This is a genomic window from Phyllobacterium sp. NPDC097923, from assembly GCF_044760925.1.
GTDB classification, from domain to species: Bacteria; Pseudomonadota; Alphaproteobacteria; order Rhizobiales; family Rhizobiaceae; genus Phyllobacterium; species Phyllobacterium calauticae.
On sequence record NZ_JBIWBL010000001.1, the window covers coordinates 704,332 to 719,104 of the forward strand.

Annotated in this window: 16 protein-coding genes; 12 read left to right on the forward strand and 4 right to left on the reverse strand. The window is 60.8% G+C overall.

The window, feature by feature from the left end; genetic code table 11:
• The first annotated feature begins 82 nt into the window (after nucleotides 1-82).
• Nucleotides 83-976: an SDR family oxidoreductase gene (locus tag ACIQWS_RS03545; RefSeq protein WP_346307306.1), complete on the forward strand. Its 894-nt coding sequence runs from the start codon at nucleotides 83-85 to the stop codon at nucleotides 974-976.
• A gap of 18 nt (nucleotides 977-994) precedes the next feature.
• On the opposite strand, the gene ACIQWS_RS03550 is transcribed toward ACIQWS_RS03545, so the two are convergent.
• Nucleotides 995-1,984 (reverse strand): zinc-dependent alcohol dehydrogenase family protein, encoded by a 990-nt coding sequence (locus tag ACIQWS_RS03550; protein WP_403170251.1) that lies wholly within the window; start codon nucleotides 1,982-1,984, stop codon nucleotides 995-997.
• A gap of 102 nt (nucleotides 1,985-2,086) precedes the next feature.
• On the opposite strand from ACIQWS_RS03550, the gene ACIQWS_RS03555 reads away from it, so the two are divergent.
• Nucleotides 2,087-2,986 carry a LysR family transcriptional regulator gene (locus tag ACIQWS_RS03555; RefSeq protein WP_403170254.1) on the forward strand — a complete coding sequence of 300 codons (900 nt, stop codon included), beginning with the start codon at nucleotides 2,087-2,089 and terminating at the stop codon, nucleotides 2,984-2,986.
• A gap of 9 nt (nucleotides 2,987-2,995) precedes the next feature.
• On the opposite strand, the gene ACIQWS_RS03560 is transcribed toward ACIQWS_RS03555, so the two are convergent.
• A complete protein-coding gene (locus tag ACIQWS_RS03560) occupies nucleotides 2,996-3,613 on the reverse strand; it encodes an NAD(P)H-dependent oxidoreductase (RefSeq protein ID WP_403170257.1) in 618 nt (205 codons plus the stop codon).
• 92 nt (nucleotides 3,614-3,705) lie between these two features.
• Between ACIQWS_RS03560 and ACIQWS_RS03565 the strand changes: the two genes are divergently transcribed.
• Together ACIQWS_RS03565 and ACIQWS_RS03570 are read left to right on the forward strand one after the other, a co-directional pair.
• Entirely contained in the window at nucleotides 3,706-4,323 is a 618-nt protein-coding gene (locus ACIQWS_RS03565) for a TetR/AcrR family transcriptional regulator (protein ID WP_403170259.1), read from the forward strand.
• A 93-nt stretch (nucleotides 4,324-4,416) separates the two neighbouring features.
• Nucleotides 4,417-5,007 (forward strand): 2'-5' RNA ligase family protein, encoded by a 591-nt coding sequence (locus ACIQWS_RS03570; RefSeq protein ID WP_403170261.1) that lies wholly within the window; start codon nucleotides 4,417-4,419, stop codon nucleotides 5,005-5,007.
• A 24-nt stretch (nucleotides 5,008-5,031) separates the two neighbouring features.
• Here ACIQWS_RS03570 and ACIQWS_RS03575 read toward each other — a convergent pair whose 3' ends face one another.
• A complete protein-coding gene (locus tag ACIQWS_RS03575; RefSeq protein ID WP_403170264.1) occupies nucleotides 5,032-5,979 on the reverse strand; it encodes a PLP-dependent cysteine synthase family protein in 948 nt (315 codons plus the stop codon).
• A gap of 105 nt (nucleotides 5,980-6,084) precedes the next feature.
• Here ACIQWS_RS03575 and ACIQWS_RS03580 point away from each other — a divergent pair, with 105 nt between their 5' ends.
• From ACIQWS_RS03580 to sbmA, 6 genes are all read left to right on the forward strand, one after another.
• The gene (locus ACIQWS_RS03580) at nucleotides 6,085-6,507 is read left to right on the forward strand and encodes a MarR family winged helix-turn-helix transcriptional regulator (RefSeq protein ID WP_403170266.1); all 423 of its coding nucleotides are present in this window, start codon (nucleotides 6,085-6,087) and stop codon (nucleotides 6,505-6,507) included.
• 247 nt (nucleotides 6,508-6,754) lie between these two features.
• Nucleotides 6,755-7,429 carry a response regulator transcription factor gene (locus ACIQWS_RS03585; protein WP_403177449.1) on the forward strand — a complete coding sequence of 225 codons (675 nt, stop codon included), beginning with the start codon at nucleotides 6,755-6,757 and terminating at the stop codon, nucleotides 7,427-7,429.
• Nucleotides 7,429-8,799: a sensor histidine kinase gene (locus tag ACIQWS_RS03590; protein ID WP_403170269.1), complete on the forward strand. Its 1,371-nt coding sequence runs from the start codon at nucleotides 7,429-7,431 to the stop codon at nucleotides 8,797-8,799. Before ACIQWS_RS03585 ends, ACIQWS_RS03590 begins: the two co-directional genes overlap by 1 nt.
• A gap of 134 nt (nucleotides 8,800-8,933) precedes the next feature.
• The gene (locus tag ACIQWS_RS03595; RefSeq protein WP_223611593.1) at nucleotides 8,934-9,524 is read left to right on the forward strand and encodes a class I SAM-dependent methyltransferase; all 591 of its coding nucleotides are present in this window, start codon (nucleotides 8,934-8,936) and stop codon (nucleotides 9,522-9,524) included.
• A gap of 108 nt (nucleotides 9,525-9,632) precedes the next feature.
• Nucleotides 9,633-10,784 carry a YbfB/YjiJ family MFS transporter gene (locus tag ACIQWS_RS03600; protein ID WP_403170272.1) on the forward strand — a complete coding sequence of 384 codons (1,152 nt, stop codon included), beginning with the start codon at nucleotides 9,633-9,635 and terminating at the stop codon, nucleotides 10,782-10,784.
• 107 nt (nucleotides 10,785-10,891) lie between these two features.
• On the forward strand, nucleotides 10,892-12,142 hold the full coding sequence (sbmA, locus tag ACIQWS_RS03605; RefSeq protein ID WP_346308343.1) for a peptide antibiotic transporter SbmA: 1,251 nt from the start codon (nucleotides 10,892-10,894) through the stop codon (nucleotides 12,140-12,142).
• Between the two features lie 21 nt (nucleotides 12,143-12,163).
• On the opposite strand, the gene ACIQWS_RS03610 is transcribed toward sbmA, so the two are convergent.
• Nucleotides 12,164-13,207 (reverse strand): polysaccharide deacetylase family protein, encoded by a 1,044-nt coding sequence (locus ACIQWS_RS03610; protein ID WP_403170275.1) that lies wholly within the window; start codon nucleotides 13,205-13,207, stop codon nucleotides 12,164-12,166.
• A gap of 147 nt (nucleotides 13,208-13,354) precedes the next feature.
• On the opposite strand from ACIQWS_RS03610, the gene ACIQWS_RS03615 reads away from it, so the two are divergent.
• Together ACIQWS_RS03615 and ACIQWS_RS03620 are read left to right on the forward strand one after the other, a co-directional pair.
• On the forward strand, nucleotides 13,355-13,936 hold the full coding sequence (locus tag ACIQWS_RS03615) for an NnrU family protein (RefSeq protein ID WP_346308341.1): 582 nt from the start codon (nucleotides 13,355-13,357) through the stop codon (nucleotides 13,934-13,936).
• A 152-nt stretch (nucleotides 13,937-14,088) separates the two neighbouring features.
• A complete protein-coding gene (locus tag ACIQWS_RS03620) occupies nucleotides 14,089-14,769 on the forward strand; it encodes a tetratricopeptide repeat protein (protein WP_223611588.1) in 681 nt (226 codons plus the stop codon).
• The last annotated feature ends 4 nt before the right edge of the window (nucleotides 14,770-14,773 follow it).

Below are 14,773 nucleotides of genomic sequence, written 5' to 3' on the forward strand. Positions count from 1 at the left end.
CATAGATCGTATTTCTCCAACCGCCTATCTTCTCCACAACGGCCGTGATTGCGGTCAATTCATTTTAAAATGGAGAAGTGGAATGCGTGTCTTCGTTACCGGTGCCACAGGCTTTGTCGGCTCTGCCGTCGTGGAGGAACTCGTCAAGGCGGGCCATCAGGTGCTTGGCCTTGTCCGCACGGACGCGGCGGCCAAATCGCTTGCCGCCCTCGGCGCGCAGGCGCATCGCGGCGATCTCGACGATCTGCCAAGCCTGCGCGATGGCGCCGCCGCCGCAGATGGAGTGATCCATACGGCGTTCAATCATGATTTCTCGAAATTCGCGCAGAACTGCGAGATGGACCGCCGCGCCATCGAGACGCTTGGCGCTGTCCTCAAAGGCTCGGATCGCCCCTTGCTTGTCACCACGGGAATGGCGCATTTGGGACGGGATCGCCCGGCGACGGAAGAAGACCTGCCCGACCCGGCTTCCGCGGCTGTGCCCCGCGTTTCGGAAGCAACCGCTGCGGCGCTGGCAGACGATGGCGTGCGCGCGTCAGTGGTCCGTCTTCCTGCGTCCGTTCATGGTGACGGCGACCATGGCTTCGTACCGCACCTCATCAACCTCGCGCGCGAAAAGGGCGTGTCAGCCTATGTCGGCGAAGGGCTCAACCGCTGGCCCGCGGTGCACCGGCTGGATGCGGCTTCCGTCTACAGGCTTGCCCTTGAACGGGGGACCGGCGGCGACCGTTATCACGCGGTTGCCGAGGAAGGCGTGCTGTTCAAGGACATCGCCACGCTGATCGGCCGCCGGCTGAACGTGCCTGTGGTGGCCAAGCCCCCCGAGGCGGCGGCCGAACATTTCGGCTGGTTCGCCACCTTTGCCGGTATGAATGCGCATGCCGTGAGCACGCGCACCCGCGAACTGTTGAACTGGCAGCCGAACCAGCCTGGGCTGATGTCCGATCTCGACCGGCTGCGCTATTTCGAAACATGAGGGAGCAGCCCTGTTCGCTCAAACCGTCACGACGATCTTGCCGAACTGCTCGTTCGATTCCAGAAAGCGATGCGCATCGACGATCTGGTCGAACGGGAAGGTTCTGGCGATGACCGGCTGCAGGGCACCGGATGCCAGCCCATCCAGGATGAAAGCCTTGGCCGCTTCCAGCCGTGCTGGGTCACCGATGATCTCGTGCACGAGATAGCCGCGCAGTGTCAGGGACTTGCTCAGGACGGTAAACAGCGGAAAGGGTGTCGGTTCCGGGCTCAAGCCGCCATATTCCACGAGGATGCCGCCCGGTGCCATGGCGGCGGTCAGCGGGCCGAATATCGGACCGCCGATGGGGTCGAGCACCACGCGCACATCGTCGGGCCCGGTGATGTCCTTTAGCCGCGTCTCCAGGTCTTCCTCGGCGGCGGCAATGACATGGGCGGCGCCGAAAGCCAGCAGCTCCTGTTTCTTGCCGGAGGTGCGCGTCACGGCAATGGCCGTCGCGCCAACCCTGTTGGCAATCTGGATCGCCGCAAGTCCCACGCTGCTTGAGGCCGCGGTGATGACGACGAAATCTCCCCGGTGCAGCTTGGCGATGTCGATCAGCGCGCCGTAAGCGGTCAGGTAAGGCATCCACAGCGCCGCCGCCTTTTCCCAGCTGAGCCATTGCGGGTGTTTGACAACCGATCCGGCGGGGAAGGTCACCAGCTCGCCATAGGCGGGCCAGCGCACCATCGATTTGGGCGGTATGACGCTGACCCTATCACCCGGCGCAAAGTTCTCGACGCCTTCGCCAACCGATTCGACGATGCCCGCTGCTTCAAGGCCAAGGCCGGACGGCAAAACCGGTGTCTCGATGTAGGTGCCGGTACGCAGAAGCGCTTCGGCGCGGTTCAGCCCCAGGGCCTTGACGCGGATTTGAACCTCGCCCGGGCCGGGCTGGGGAATCTCGACGTTCTCGATGCGCAATACCTCGGGACCGCCGAATTCATGGAAACGAACAACACGTGCCATAGTCATAACTCCAAACCATTTGAACTGAATAGGCTATGCCAGCAGGAGAAATGCGGATAAATGGCGCATAATGAAGTTCTGTAGAAACCAGGAGTTTCGAATATGGATCGCCTCGCCAGCATGGCCGTGTTTGTCAGGGCCGTTGATCTCGGCTCCTTTGCCGCGGCTGCGGACGCGCTTGGCCTGTCCGGCCCGATGGTCGGCAAACATGTCCGGTTTCTGGAAGAGCGGCTGGGCGTACGCCTGATCAACCGCACGACACGCCGCCAGAACCTGACCGATTTCGGGCGTGCCTATTATGAACGGTGCCGGGTGATACTGGCCGAAGCGGAGGCCGCGGATGCGCTCGCGGATGATCAGCTGTCCGAACCGCGCGGCCGCCTGCGCGTGACGATGCCCGCGCATTTCGGCCGGCACTGCGTCACCCCGGTATTGCTCGGGCTCGCCCGGCAATATCCCATGCTGGAACTTGACCTGTCGCTGAGCGACCGCTTCGTCGATCTCGCCGAGGACGAATATGACCTTGCCATCCGGACCGGCACTCCCGACGACAGGGGCGGCGTGATTGCGCGGCGGATCGCCCGCCAGCATATGGTTGTCTGCGCCGCGCCCGCCTATATCGCGAAGCATGGCGAACCACGGGTGGTTGACGACCTTGCCGGGCACCAGGCCATCATGTATCGCCGGTCGGGCCGCATCCGCCCATGGCTGTTCCCGCGCGGCGACCAGCCGCCGGCAGAGGCGATGCCGGTCAATCGCGTGCGGCTGGATGACCTCGACGCCATAGCCGACGCTGCCATGGCTGGCATGGGGCTGGCCTGGCTGCCGTCCTGGCTCATCCGCGACCGGATTGCCGCGGGAACACTTGTGCAATTGCTGCCGGATCAGCCGGATTTTCTCTACGACGCCTATGCGTTGTGGCTGCCGGTGCCGCATTTGCCGCTGCGGGTCCGCCTGGCCGTGGATGCACTCGCCGCCGCTTTGCCCCGGCTGATGGGGTGAACGGCGCCCTCAGGCTGCCTGCATCCCGCATTGCGGCGATGCTTCAAACAGCCTGCTGCCAATGGTTCGCGCCCTGTCGAGGTGTATGGCCGCATCCTGCGTTTCCGAATCGAGCAGCAGCTCCGACGTGACGACACCGGCACCGCAATAATCGAAGATGCCGTGATCGATCTGCGTCTTCATGGCGTCGAAGTAACCGCGCCGGGTATAGGTTCGCGCATCGGCGCCTCCGACGCCGATGAGATGCACCTTGAGGTGGCGGAGCTTCTTTTCCAGGCCGCCGTCCAGGCTGAAGTCGAAAGCCCAGCCATTGGAAAAGACGCGGTCGATCCATCCCTTGAGCAGTCCCGGCATCGACCACCAGTAAACGGGAAAGACCAGCACCACAGCATCGGCACGGTCGATCCGCGCCTGTTCGGCGGCAACATCAGCGGGTGGTGCCGCCCGGGTGCGGTGAACGGCGAGATCAGCAGCGGAGAAGCGCGGATCGAACCCTTCGGCCGCGATGTCGGCGATTTCGTGGGTGTTGCCGGGAGCTGACAGGGACAACCCCTCTGCGATCTGTGCGGCAATGCCGTGGGTGAGGGATGCGGGTTCGGGATGTGCGACAACGATGAGGGCGTGCATGACAAAACTCCTGTCAACGGATTGCAGATGGCGGGTTGATATTATATACTTTTAGTAGGTTATGACCTGCAAGTTACTTTTGGTATATAGTGATGTCAAGCATGCGAACGAAGAATGAAACGGCGGCTGTCCGTCCGCGCCGGCGGCTGACGCGGGAGGACCGCTTCCGCCAGCTCCTGGACGTCGCCTGGCGGATTGTCCGGGAGGAGGGGACAGAGGCCTTGACGCTCGGCTGGCTTGCCGAAAAGGCTGAGGTGACGAAGCCGGTGGTCTACGATCATTTCGGCACGCGCGCCGGTTTGCTGGCAGCGCTTTACCGGGATTTCGATGCCCGCCAGACAATGCTGATGGACGCGGCGCTCGCCGCGAGCAAACCGTTGCTGGCGGACCGGGCTGCGCTCATCGCCTCGTCCTATGTGGACTGCGTGCTTGTGCAGGGGCGCGAAATTCCCGGTGTGATCGCAGCCCTTGCCGGATCTCCCGAACTGGAGAAGATCAAGCGCGAATATAACGGCGTCTTCATTGAGAAGTGCCGGGTGATGCTCGCACCGTTTGCCGGAGCGGGGACCATTGCTTCGGCGGGCTTGTGGGCGATGCTCGGTGCCGCCGAAGTGCTGTCCTATGCCGCCGCAACGGGCGACATCACCGCTGCGCAGGCGGAGCGCGAACTCTTCGAAACCATCATTGCCATGGTTGCCAGGAACGGGTGACCAGACGAGCATTCGCAAAAATACTTGCGGATTGTTCTCTTTTTGTTCTAATGTGTCCGATCGGAAATGCGGTTGCATTTCGGGAGGCCGGCCATGCAGGGCGAATTGAATCTGGGCGATAACTGGCAAAACCGGCCGAAACGGCCTGCTTTGCAGGAGCGGCTTTTCTTCGGTATCATGCTCAATGCCGATGTGCAGGAGATTGTCGATGCCTGCAGGACCGGCTTGATCAAAGATCATCGTTTGACGCGAAAGAGCCTGATCGGGCTTTGCCGTTTTCATATTTCGCTGTACCATCTGGGGGATTACCCGCGTCTGCCCAGCCCTATCCTTTTCGCGGCCAAGCGGGCTGGAGCTGCCGTATCGATGCCGCCATTTGAAGTAACGCTCCATTCGGCGCGGAGTTTTGAAGGCGGAAAACCGGATCGCAAGCCGCTGGTGCTGATCGGCGAGGGCGAGGGGTTGACCCGGCTCCACACCATTCTCGGCGCGTGCCTCACGCGCAACGGGCTGCCGGGAAATCGCGGCGCATTCACCCCGCATTTGACGCTTCTCTACAATTCCCGAACGATCAGCGAACAGCCGATCGAGCCGATCCGCTTTGTCGTCAGGGATTTTGTCTTGATCCACAGCAAGCGGGGGCTCTCCGAATACGAGATACTGCAGCGCTGGACGCTGCATTGACGCGCTCCGTTGCGCTCCGCATTCCTATTTCCTGCTCAGATATTTCATGCCCGTATCACACATGACGGTGACGATGGTTGCACCTGGGGCAAGCGTATCGGCCAGCCGCAGCGCCGCAACCACATTGGCTCCGGTGGAGGTTCCGGCAAACAGTCCTTCTTCGCGGGCCAGCCGCTTGGCCATGGCGCTGGCTTCCTCCGTCGACACCTGTTCGATCCCATCGGCGATGTCGTCCTGCCAGAGCGGTACGACATAGCCCGCGCCAATCCCGTCAATTCTGTGCGCGCCGGTCTTGCCGCCGGACAGGACCGGCGATTCCGCCGGCTCCACCGCAACGATGCGGATCTGGTCATTGTACCGGCGCAAGGCCTCGCCGGTTCCCCGGAGGGAAGCCGCCGTGCCGACACTCTGCACAAAGCTGTCGATGCGTCGGTTTGTCTGGTCCCAGAGTTCGGCAGCCATGGCGTGATAGGCCGCCAGCTGATCCCGGTTGTTCATCTGGTCGGTCCAGAAACTGCCGGGGGTTTGCTGCGCGATGATACGCGCCGCCTCGATCATGTCGCGCGTCAGTTTCTCGGTCATGCGTCCGCTGTCGCTTGGCACGATGTGCAGTGTGGCGCCGAGAATTGCCATGTGGTCAAGTTTTTCCCGGGCAAAGGCGTCCGAGGTGACGATGTGCAGGGGATAGCCTTTGACAGCGCAGACGAGCGACAGGGAAACGCCGGTGCTGCCGCCGGTATATTCCACCACGGATCCGCTGGCGGCTAGCCGCCCATCCGCCTCCGCCGCCTCGATCATGGCAAGCGCCATACGGTCCTTCATGCTGCCGGTGGGGTTTTCGCTTTCAAGCTTCACGAGGATGCAGGCGCCGTTGGCGGGACGGATGGTCCGCAGGGCCAGTAGCGATGTGTTGCCGATGGTGTCAAGGATCGTTCGTTGCAAGGCGCGCATGGTCTCGATACTCCGCGTCAAACTGCACTATCCGGTTCGGGGGGCACGCAAAAACCGGTTTCCATGTAGATACATATTATGTATATGCATATATCTATGACCTTGGCAAAACAACCGAAAAGAACCTTGCGAACCGACGCCCGCGCGCTGGTTGAGAATTGCGCGGGCTGGAACAGCCGGCTGGCGGCGCGCCGCATCACGGCTTTTCTGGATCGCGAATTGGCGGATCTTGGCCTTAGCGCGGCGCAGCTTGGCCTGATGGCGCAGATTGCTGCCCTGACCGATGATACGCTGGGTGCGCTGGCTCAGCGCAGCGGCCTGGAGCAATCCACCCTGTCGCGCAACTTGCGCACGCTTGAGCGCGAACAGCTGATCGAAATCACCCTAGTGGAAACCGACCTGCGTCGCCGCGCGGTGTGGCTGACGGAAACAGGCGCGCGCCGTCTCGAAGCGGCAATACCCGTGTGGCGGGAAGCGCAGGCCAGGCTCGCGCAAGTCGTGCCGACGGATATTGTTCGCCAGCTGGCGGATCAAAGCGAGGCGCTCTGAGGCGGGAAAAGCCTGCCCGGCGCGCAGTTGCCCGGATGTTGCAGGGCGCAACCTTGGTGCAATGTGAGTGGCCTAATTGTGTTGCGGCGAATGAAGAGTGCGGGCAGGGCACAGCGATTGCGGCGTATGAAATGGGAACGGGCCTCGCCATGGCGGCCCGAACGGTACTATTTTGCCAAAGCAACGGCCGGTGTCCAAATTCCTTGTGTCGCCATGTTTTAACCCTGTGCATGACTGGTCCTGAATGGTGCGTATTTTGCTGGTGGAAGACGAGCCTGAAATGGCCGCTGCCCTTGGGGAGGCGCTCAAGAATTACGACATGGTCGTTGATCACGTGGGCTCGCTCGCCCACGCCGAGGAGGCCGTGTCGCTTAACGCCTATGCTGCCATTCTGCTGGACCGGCAGTTGCCGGACGGCGATGGTCTGACCATCGTGCCGCGTCTGCGGGAAAAAGGCGAGGGCGTTCCGGTCATCGTGCTGACGGCGCGCGGTGAATTGGCGGACCGTGTCACCGGTCTCGACAAGGGGGCGGACGATTATCTTGCCAAGCCCTTTGCCGTGGAAGAACTGCTGGCGCGGCTGCGCGCAGTGCTGCGCAGGCCCCTCAACATGCCCTCGGAACCCCTGAATGTCGGCAACCTGTCCTTTGACCTGATCAACCGCGAAGCCAGCATCGGCGCCAACCGGTTCGACCTGCCGCGCCGCGAACTTCTGGTGTTGGAAACGCTGCTGCGGCGCATGGGGCGCACGGTGCTGCGTTCGTCGCTGGAAGAAGCAGTCTACGGCATTGACGATGAAATCCAGTCGAACGCCCTCGACACCCATGTTTCCCGGCTGCGCCGCAAGCTGACGGAATCCGGCGCCGGCGTTGAAATTCACGCCATTCGCGGCGTCGGCTACCTGTTGAAGCGCCTCTCCTGATGGCGCAGGCAAGGCCGCATTCATTGAAATGGCGGCTCGTCAGCCGCCTTGTCGTTCTGCAGGCGGTCATGCTGACGCTGTTCGTGGTGCTGGTGCTCTGTGCGCTCTGGTACACCGGATTTCTCGGGTCGATCGATCCTGAAGATACGACGATCAACGCCGTGCGCGATTCCATCGGGCGCAGTGCCAATGGCGCTCTCGTCCTGCGCGAAACACCCGCACTGGCGCGCGAGCGGGCGACAAGCCCGAGTTTTTGGTTTGTGGCGCGCGACATGCAGGGACAGATCTTGTCGGAGGGCGAGGTCCCGCCGGAATATGCGCGCATCGGCGATGCCTTGAGCGCCGTGGGACAGGCGCGATTTGGCTGGAATCTCGGTGATCCGCCCCGTTCCAACGCCCGGTTCAAACGCGTGACGACCACCGCCGGCGTGGTCCAGATTCTTGCCGGACCCGGAAGTGTAGTCCCCTTCGGCTTCTATCTCTCGGCGCTCGGTACGGTTCTCGCAACCATCATCGTCCCGCTCATCCTTGTGATGGCGCTGGCGACGCTCGTGGTAACGCCATTTGTCGTGCGCAGGGCCCATAGGGGCCTGGGGCATGTGGCGAACCAGGCTGAAAAGATCAATATTGACGAGCGGGGAACGCGCTTACCGCTGGATGATGTGCCGCAGGAGGTCACGCCGCTGGTGACGGCTGTCAACAGCGCGCTCGGCCGTCTCGACGACGGTTATGAACGGCACAAACGGTTTCTGCTGGATGCAGCCCATGAATTGCGCACACCGATCGCCATCCTGCAGACCCGCCTGGAATCGCTCCCGGCCAGCCCGGCCAACGGGCGTCTGCTGGAGGATGTCGCCCGTCTTGCCATTCTCGCCGAACAATTGCTGGATCTGCAACGCCTGAGCCAGAACGGAATGCAATTTGCCGCCGTTGATCTTGTCGCCGTCGGACGGCGGGTGGCGGCCGATCTCGCGCCGCTTGCCATCGCGGCGGGTTATGCCATGTCGTTCGAACCCGAAATCGCGCGTGTTGCCGTGCGGGGCGATCAGGCGGCGCTGGAACGGGCCATGATCAACCTTGTGCAAAATGCCATCCAGCACGGCGGACGCAAGGGCACCATCACCATCCGGGTGAAGCCGGATGCGGCCGTCGTGGTGGAAGACGAGGGGGCGGGCGTGCCGCCCGATCAGCGCAGCGCCATCTTCGAGCCTTTCCGGCGCCTGCACGCCCGGGATCGCGGCGTCGGTCTGGGCCTCAACCTCGTCCAGGAAATCGTGCAATTGCATCGGGGGCAGGTTGTGGTAACAGAGGCATCTGGCGGCGGCGCCTGTTTCACCATGAAGTTTGCCGCCGCATCTATAATATCGTAACATTCAGTCAATAATTCAGTCCTGTTTAAGCCATTTTGCTGTGGGTATCGTTGCCGCAGAAGGTGCACGCAATCTTCCCTCAATATTGGCGCGCCATACAGGTGCTGCCTTAAGAACGTTGGAGCTTGATTTTTATGACGACGGGAAGTGTTTGGACTTTCGTGCGGGCACTGCTGACCGATCCGTTTCGCGTCAGTGCGATTGCCCCTTCGGGAGCGGCCCTTGCAAGATTGATCACCAGCGAAATCACCCCGGCCTCGGGTCCCGTGCTTGAATTGGGACCGGGTACCGGCGTGTTCACCGATGCGCTGCTTGCCCGTGGTGTTCGCCCCAAGGACCTCACCCTGATTGAATACGGTGCCGAATTTGCGCGGCTTTTGCAGGCGCGCTTTCCCGGCATGCGCATCCTGCAGATGGACGCGGCCCAGCTCGACCTGCACGAGTTCTTCGACATTCAGCCCGCCGGTGCCGTTGTCAGCGGCCTGCCGCTTCTCAGCATGACGCAGGAAAAGGTGGCGGCAATTCTCGGCGGCGCATTCAGCAATCTGCGGCCGGAAGGCGCCTATTACCAGTTCACCTACGGCTTCCGCTGCCCGGTGCCAAAACCGGTGCTGGATCAATTGCAGCTGGAGGCCGTCTGCATTGGCCGGGCATTCCGCAACCTGCCGCCTGCGGCGGTCTACAGGATCACCCGCAGGGGCGTCACCACACCTGTCGCCATCTGATCCCCGTCCGGCGCACAGGTGGTGGGTGACCCGAACGATCACCGATCGTCATCGGTCGATCAATTTTATTGTCTTGTCATGCTGCATCGCAGCGATAATGTCCGCGGCATGACCCCACCAGCCTCTTCTCCCGTTCGTTACGCCCTTGGCGGATTTGTCACGATGGCCGTCGCAATGGGTATCGGCCGTTTCATTTTCACGCCGATCCTGCCGGCCATGATGACCGATCTCGGCCTGTCGCCGGGTGATGCCGGAATCATCGCTTCAGCCAATTATGTCGGCTATCTCCTCGGTGCGATCATTGCGGGTTACGGCTGGGCGTCAGGCATAGAGCGCGCCGTGGTTCTGGCCTCCCTTGCCGCCAGTGCGGCACTGTGTCTCGCCATGAGCCTCAGCAACGGCATCATCGTCTTCTCGATCCTGCGGTTCCTGGCCGGCATGGCCAGCGCGTTCATGCTGGTGCTTGCTGCAACCATCGTCTTCAGTCATCTCGCTGCGGCCAACCGGCCGGGTTTGCAGGCACTGCATTTCGGCGGCGTCGGTGCCGGCATTGCACTCTCCTCCGTGCTGGTGGCGGCAAGCGCCGCAAGCGGCTACGGCTGGCGTCAGGATTGGGTCGGTGCGGCTATCCTCTCCATCCTCGGGCTGTTTGCCGTGCTGTGGCTGCTGCGCGAAGGGCCGGTTCGTGCCGGAACCCACATCAAGGAACCGCCGGTGCGCTGGACGCCTGCCTTCCTCAAGATCAACATTGCCTATGGCATTTTCGGCTTCGGCTACATCATCACCGCCACATTCATCATTGCCATCGTGCGCACCAGCCATGGCGGCGCGTCCATGGAAGCGCTGGTCTGGTTTGTCACCGGTGTGAGCGCGGCCCTGTCCGTCTGGTTGTGGGGGCCGCTGCTGCGCCAGGTCGGCCCGTTTGCCGTCGTGGCGCTCGGCATGCTGGTGCAGGCCGTGGGCGTGGCCGCCAGTGTGGTCCTGCCGCCTCCCGTGGGGCCACTTCTCGGAGGCGTGCTCCTGGGGTTGACCTTCATCGTGATCACCGCCGCCGGCTTTCAGGCGGGGCGGGCCATTCTGCCGCAGTCGCCGCGCCGGGTCATGGCCGTCATGACGGCGGCCTTCGGCATCGGCCAGATCATCGGGCCGCTCGTCGGCGGTTATCTCGCCAATATCACCGGCAATTTCACCATCGCGACCCTTGCTGCCGCCGCCAGCCTGTTCGTCGGGGCGGCCTTTGCGTTTCTTTCCAGACGGTGAATATTACAGCAATTTAATTGCTGCTGTACGACCTTTGCCCTATTCGTGGTGGTAGGCTCACTTCAAATCAACCCTGATTTGTGTGTTTATGCGAGGGTCCATCTGCCGTGTTTGTCTCATTTTTTCCCAAGCCGAAGTTGTTTTTCATCTCGGCGCTTCTGTGGGCCTTGGCCGCAGTTCTGCTCTGGTATGCCGGAGGTCAACAATTTGGTTCCTACGTGGGATTGGCTCCCGCTGACCCGGCGGTACCTCCCATCGTTGGCATCACGGTCTTTTTCACGAAGCCCTATCTTTGGGTCTATGTTTATTTTGCTGTATTCATTGGTATTTTTTATGCGTTCTGGGCGTGGTATTCGCCTCACCCGTGGCAGAATTGGTCAATTCTGGGGTCTGCTCTTATCCTGTTTTCGTCCTATTTTTCCGTCCAGGTCGATGTTGTCTTGAACAACTGGCGCGGCTCGTTCTTCGACATGGTTCAAAAGGCAATGGGCGGTAAAAATGTTGTTGCCGCCCCCGATCTTTATGCCGGTGTTATCACATTCGCAGTGATCGCCTGCGTGGCAATTGCGGTAGCGGTCGCAACGCTTTTCTTTACAAGCCACTACGTCTTCAGATGGCGAACGGCCATGAACAGCTACTATATGGAACATTGGGAAAGGCTTCGGCATATTGAGGGTGCCGCACAGCGCGTTCAGGAAGACACGATGCGTTTTGCATCGATTGTTGAAGGTCTGGGTATCACCTTCATACAGTCGGCCATGACACTGATAGCGTTCCTGCCCTTGCTCGCACAGCTCTCCAGCCATATCGTCGCCTTGCCAGTTGTCGGTGTCATACCGCATCCGCTGGTTTTCGCGGCCATTGCTTGGGCAATCTTCGGAACCGGCTTGCTCGCAATGGTCGGTGTAAAGCTTCCGGGTTTGCAGTTTCGCAATCAGAGAGTTGAAGCGGCCTACCGAAAGGAACTTGTTTATGGTGAAGATCATGGAGATCGTGCCCAGCCGCTTGCCGTAAAGGAGCTCTTTGCAAACGTCCGGAAGAATTACTTCCGCTTGTATTTCCACTACGTCTACTTCAACGTCTTCCGCTACGTCTATCTGCAGGCCGACAACGTCTTTGGCCTTTTCCTGCTTGTTCCGACATTGGCAGCCGGCACGATTACCCTGGGTATCTTCCAGCAGATCTTGTCAGCCTTCTCGAATGTGACGAACTCTTTCCAATTTCTGGTCAATTCGTGGACGACAGTCATCGAACTGCTTTCGATCCAGAAGCGCTTGAAAGCCTTCGAGGCTACATTGGAGGGCGAGCCTCTGCCATCCATCGATCAGCTTTATCTGGAAACAGGGACTGAACGCTAAGAATGCAGTGACGGGCGGCGGTCAGATGCCGCTGTCCGTTACCTTCCTCCGGTTGATCGCCGGAGCGACGGCGGACGGCGCTTCGGCGCCGGTCTGTTTGAGATAATCGCTATAGGTCGTGCAACGCACGTCAGGCTGCGTGCAGACGTCGGATGTGAAGCGTTCCAGCGCCCGCCAATAGGCGTCGCCGTTCATCAGCGTAAAATGGATGCCGATCTGGAAGGGAATGCGCTCACCCCTATACTGGCGGTCAAAGGCACCCTTGAACGCGTCATAGGCGCGGTTTTCAAATTCGTTGAGGTGATCCGCCCGCTCGAAGCCGCCGGAGTGGCGCACGAACATGTTGTAGTCCATCGCCACCACCGGGCGGTGTTCCGGGCCTTCGCTGATGGTGGGCAGCGCAAACTGATATAGCCCGCCCGCATGGATCGGCAGAGCCGGACCCTTGGAAACGCTGCTGGCGTCAAAGGCGTACCCCATGTCTTTCAATGCCGACAGCAGGGCAGGGCTGGCGGAGAGATATGGAGCCCGGAAGCCGCGCACTTCCGTGTCGACAAAGGTTTTCCAACCCTCCGGCTCGGGATCGCTGCCATATTTTGCCCAGGCCGTGCGCAGCACCTGCTTGTAGGCGGTGAATTCCCTGATCCAGTCCGCCTTCGACCAGGTGCGTCCATCAAAGTGGCCGCAGGCGTGGCTGGCAATCTCATTGCCCTCATTGCGCGCCCGCCAGATATTGTCCAGCCGTTTGGCAATGTCATCCTTCGATGCGGCATAACCGATATTGGAGCGGCCATTGGATTCGCCGGGGGCCTGGTAGGATTTGCGGTCAGCGCGGTCGATCAGAAAGACACAGGAGAGAAAGTAGGTGAATTTGGCATTGGAGCGCTCGGCAAGCGCCCGGCTGCGCTCCCACAGGGCATTGCTGCCGGAATTGTCGAAGGAGATCAGCACATATTGCGGCTTGCTGCCAAGGGAACCGCGCAGTTGCGTGCCTTCGCTGGCAAAAGCGGGCATGCATGCCGTGAGGGCAAGGGACGCGGCAAGGGCACAAGAAATCAAACGCATAATGCTGATACGACGCTATCAATGGGAGGAGCGATTCTCGCTACAGGGGAATTGTGGCGATGATCGGACGCGTCGATCCACCGCAAGCACCTGTCTTGGAACTGTTCTGAAGCCGCTGTACTCTCCCGGCAAACGGGGGAACAGATCATGCTGGTGCTGATTCTGGGTATTGTTGTCTTTTTGGGAATTCACTCGGTTCGCATCGTTGCGCCGCAATGGCGTCTCGACAAGATCGCCGCATGGGGCGAGAACAAGTGGAAGGGTTTTTACTCCGTCATTTCCTTCCTGGGTTTGATACTTATCATCTGGGGATATGTGCTGGCGCGGCCTTATTCGCTGTTCATTTATGAGCCGCCGGTCTGGCTGAAGCACATCACTCTGCTTCTGATGCTGTTTTCGTTCATCTCGCTGATGATTTCGAATTTCAAGCCGGGAAAGCTGAAGCCCATTCTCAAGCATCCCACGCTGATTGCCGTCAAAATCTGGGCGCTGGCGCATCTCATGGCCAATGGCGATCTGGCCTCGCTCGTCCTGTTTCTGTCATTTCTGGCCTGGGCCGTGGTCGACCGCATTTCCATCAAGCGGCAGGAGCGGGCGGGCCTGATGCGCACGGTGATTGTGCCCGGACCGGTTTCCAACGATATCATGGCCATTGTTGCTGGTGTGGTGCTCTATGCCCTGTTTGTCTGGAAACTGCATGCCTGGCTGATTGGGGTATCACCAGTTTAAACCGTCGGCTCAGGGCTATTTTTCACTTGGCCCTTACATCCCGAGGATTTTCCGACTAAAAGCGCTCTAACTGTGTGCGCGGAGTGGCGAGGGCTGCTTCGCGCATCTGCAATTCATTTCATCGCAGGCCCCAAGGGCATCAATGAGGCACTATGACTGACGACGGCTTTTTCCGTGAGGTAAATGAGGAACTCCGCTCCGACAAGATGCGGGCGTTTTGGAAGCGCTTTGGCGGCCTGCTGATTGGCGCTGCCGTGGCCCTTGTCGTCGGCACGGGTGTTTTCGCCTTCTATGAATACTGGACCGAAAAGCAGGCGTCGAAGTCCGGCGACCAGTTTCTGGCTGCGCTCAATCTTGTCCGGGACGGCAAGAATGATGAAGCGTTGAAGACGCTGGGTGAACTGGAAAAGACCGGTTACGGCGCTTATCCCGTGCTGGCACGCATGCGCGCTGCCGGCGTGCAAGCGCAAAAGGGTGACCCGGCGGCCGCAGTGGCTGCGTTTGACGAAGTTGCGGCGGATGCCTCTGTTCCCCAATCCCTCCGGGATCTGGCAAAACTGCGCGCTGCCCTGCTGCTTCTCGACACGGGCTCCTACGACGATGTTGCCAAACGCGTCGAATCTCTTTCGTCCGACGGCAATCCGATGCGCCATTCCGCGCGTGAGGCCCTTGGCCTTGCCGCATGGAAAGCTGGTCGCGGCGGTGATGCGGAAAAGCTGTTCAAGCAGATTTCCGATGATCAGGCCGCTCCCGCCAATATCCGCCAGTTTGCCGACACGATGCTCGACATGCTTCGCAGCACTGGCGCAGCACCCGCTGCTGCTGCCGGTTAACACA

What these genes read in the sequence shown, in the direction of transcription:
- ACIQWS_RS03590 (WP_403170269.1), top strand. Translation starts at nt 7,429, where the DNA reads ATGGCGCAGGCAAGGCCGCATTCATTGAAATGGCGGCTCGTCAGCCGC.
- ACIQWS_RS03610 (WP_403170275.1), bottom strand. Translation starts at nt 13,207, where the DNA reads ATGCGTTTGATTTCTTGTGCCCTTGCCGCGTCCCTTGCCCTCACGGCA.
- ACIQWS_RS03560 (WP_403170257.1), bottom strand. Translation starts at nt 3,613, where the DNA reads ATGCACGCCCTCATCGTTGTCGCACATCCCGAACCCGCATCCCTCACC.
- ACIQWS_RS03620 (WP_223611588.1), top strand. Translation starts at nt 14,089, where the DNA reads ATGACTGACGACGGCTTTTTCCGTGAGGTAAATGAGGAACTCCGCTCC.
- ACIQWS_RS03545 (WP_346307306.1), top strand. Translation starts at nt 83, where the DNA reads ATGCGTGTCTTCGTTACCGGTGCCACAGGCTTTGTCGGCTCTGCCGTC.
- ACIQWS_RS03615 (WP_346308341.1), top strand. Translation starts at nt 13,355, where the DNA reads ATGCTGGTGCTGATTCTGGGTATTGTTGTCTTTTTGGGAATTCACTCG.
- ACIQWS_RS03550 (WP_403170251.1), bottom strand. Translation starts at nt 1,984, where the DNA reads ATGGCACGTGTTGTTCGTTTCCATGAATTCGGCGGTCCCGAGGTATTG.
- ACIQWS_RS03595 (WP_223611593.1), top strand. Translation starts at nt 8,934, where the DNA reads ATGACGACGGGAAGTGTTTGGACTTTCGTGCGGGCACTGCTGACCGAT.
- ACIQWS_RS03565 (WP_403170259.1), top strand. Translation starts at nt 3,706, where the DNA reads ATGTCAAGCATGCGAACGAAGAATGAAACGGCGGCTGTCCGTCCGCGC.
- ACIQWS_RS03555 (WP_403170254.1), top strand. Translation starts at nt 2,087, where the DNA reads ATGGATCGCCTCGCCAGCATGGCCGTGTTTGTCAGGGCCGTTGATCTC.
- ACIQWS_RS03600 (WP_403170272.1), top strand. Translation starts at nt 9,633, where the DNA reads ATGACCCCACCAGCCTCTTCTCCCGTTCGTTACGCCCTTGGCGGATTT.
- ACIQWS_RS03570 (WP_403170261.1), top strand. Translation starts at nt 4,417, where the DNA reads ATGCAGGGCGAATTGAATCTGGGCGATAACTGGCAAAACCGGCCGAAA.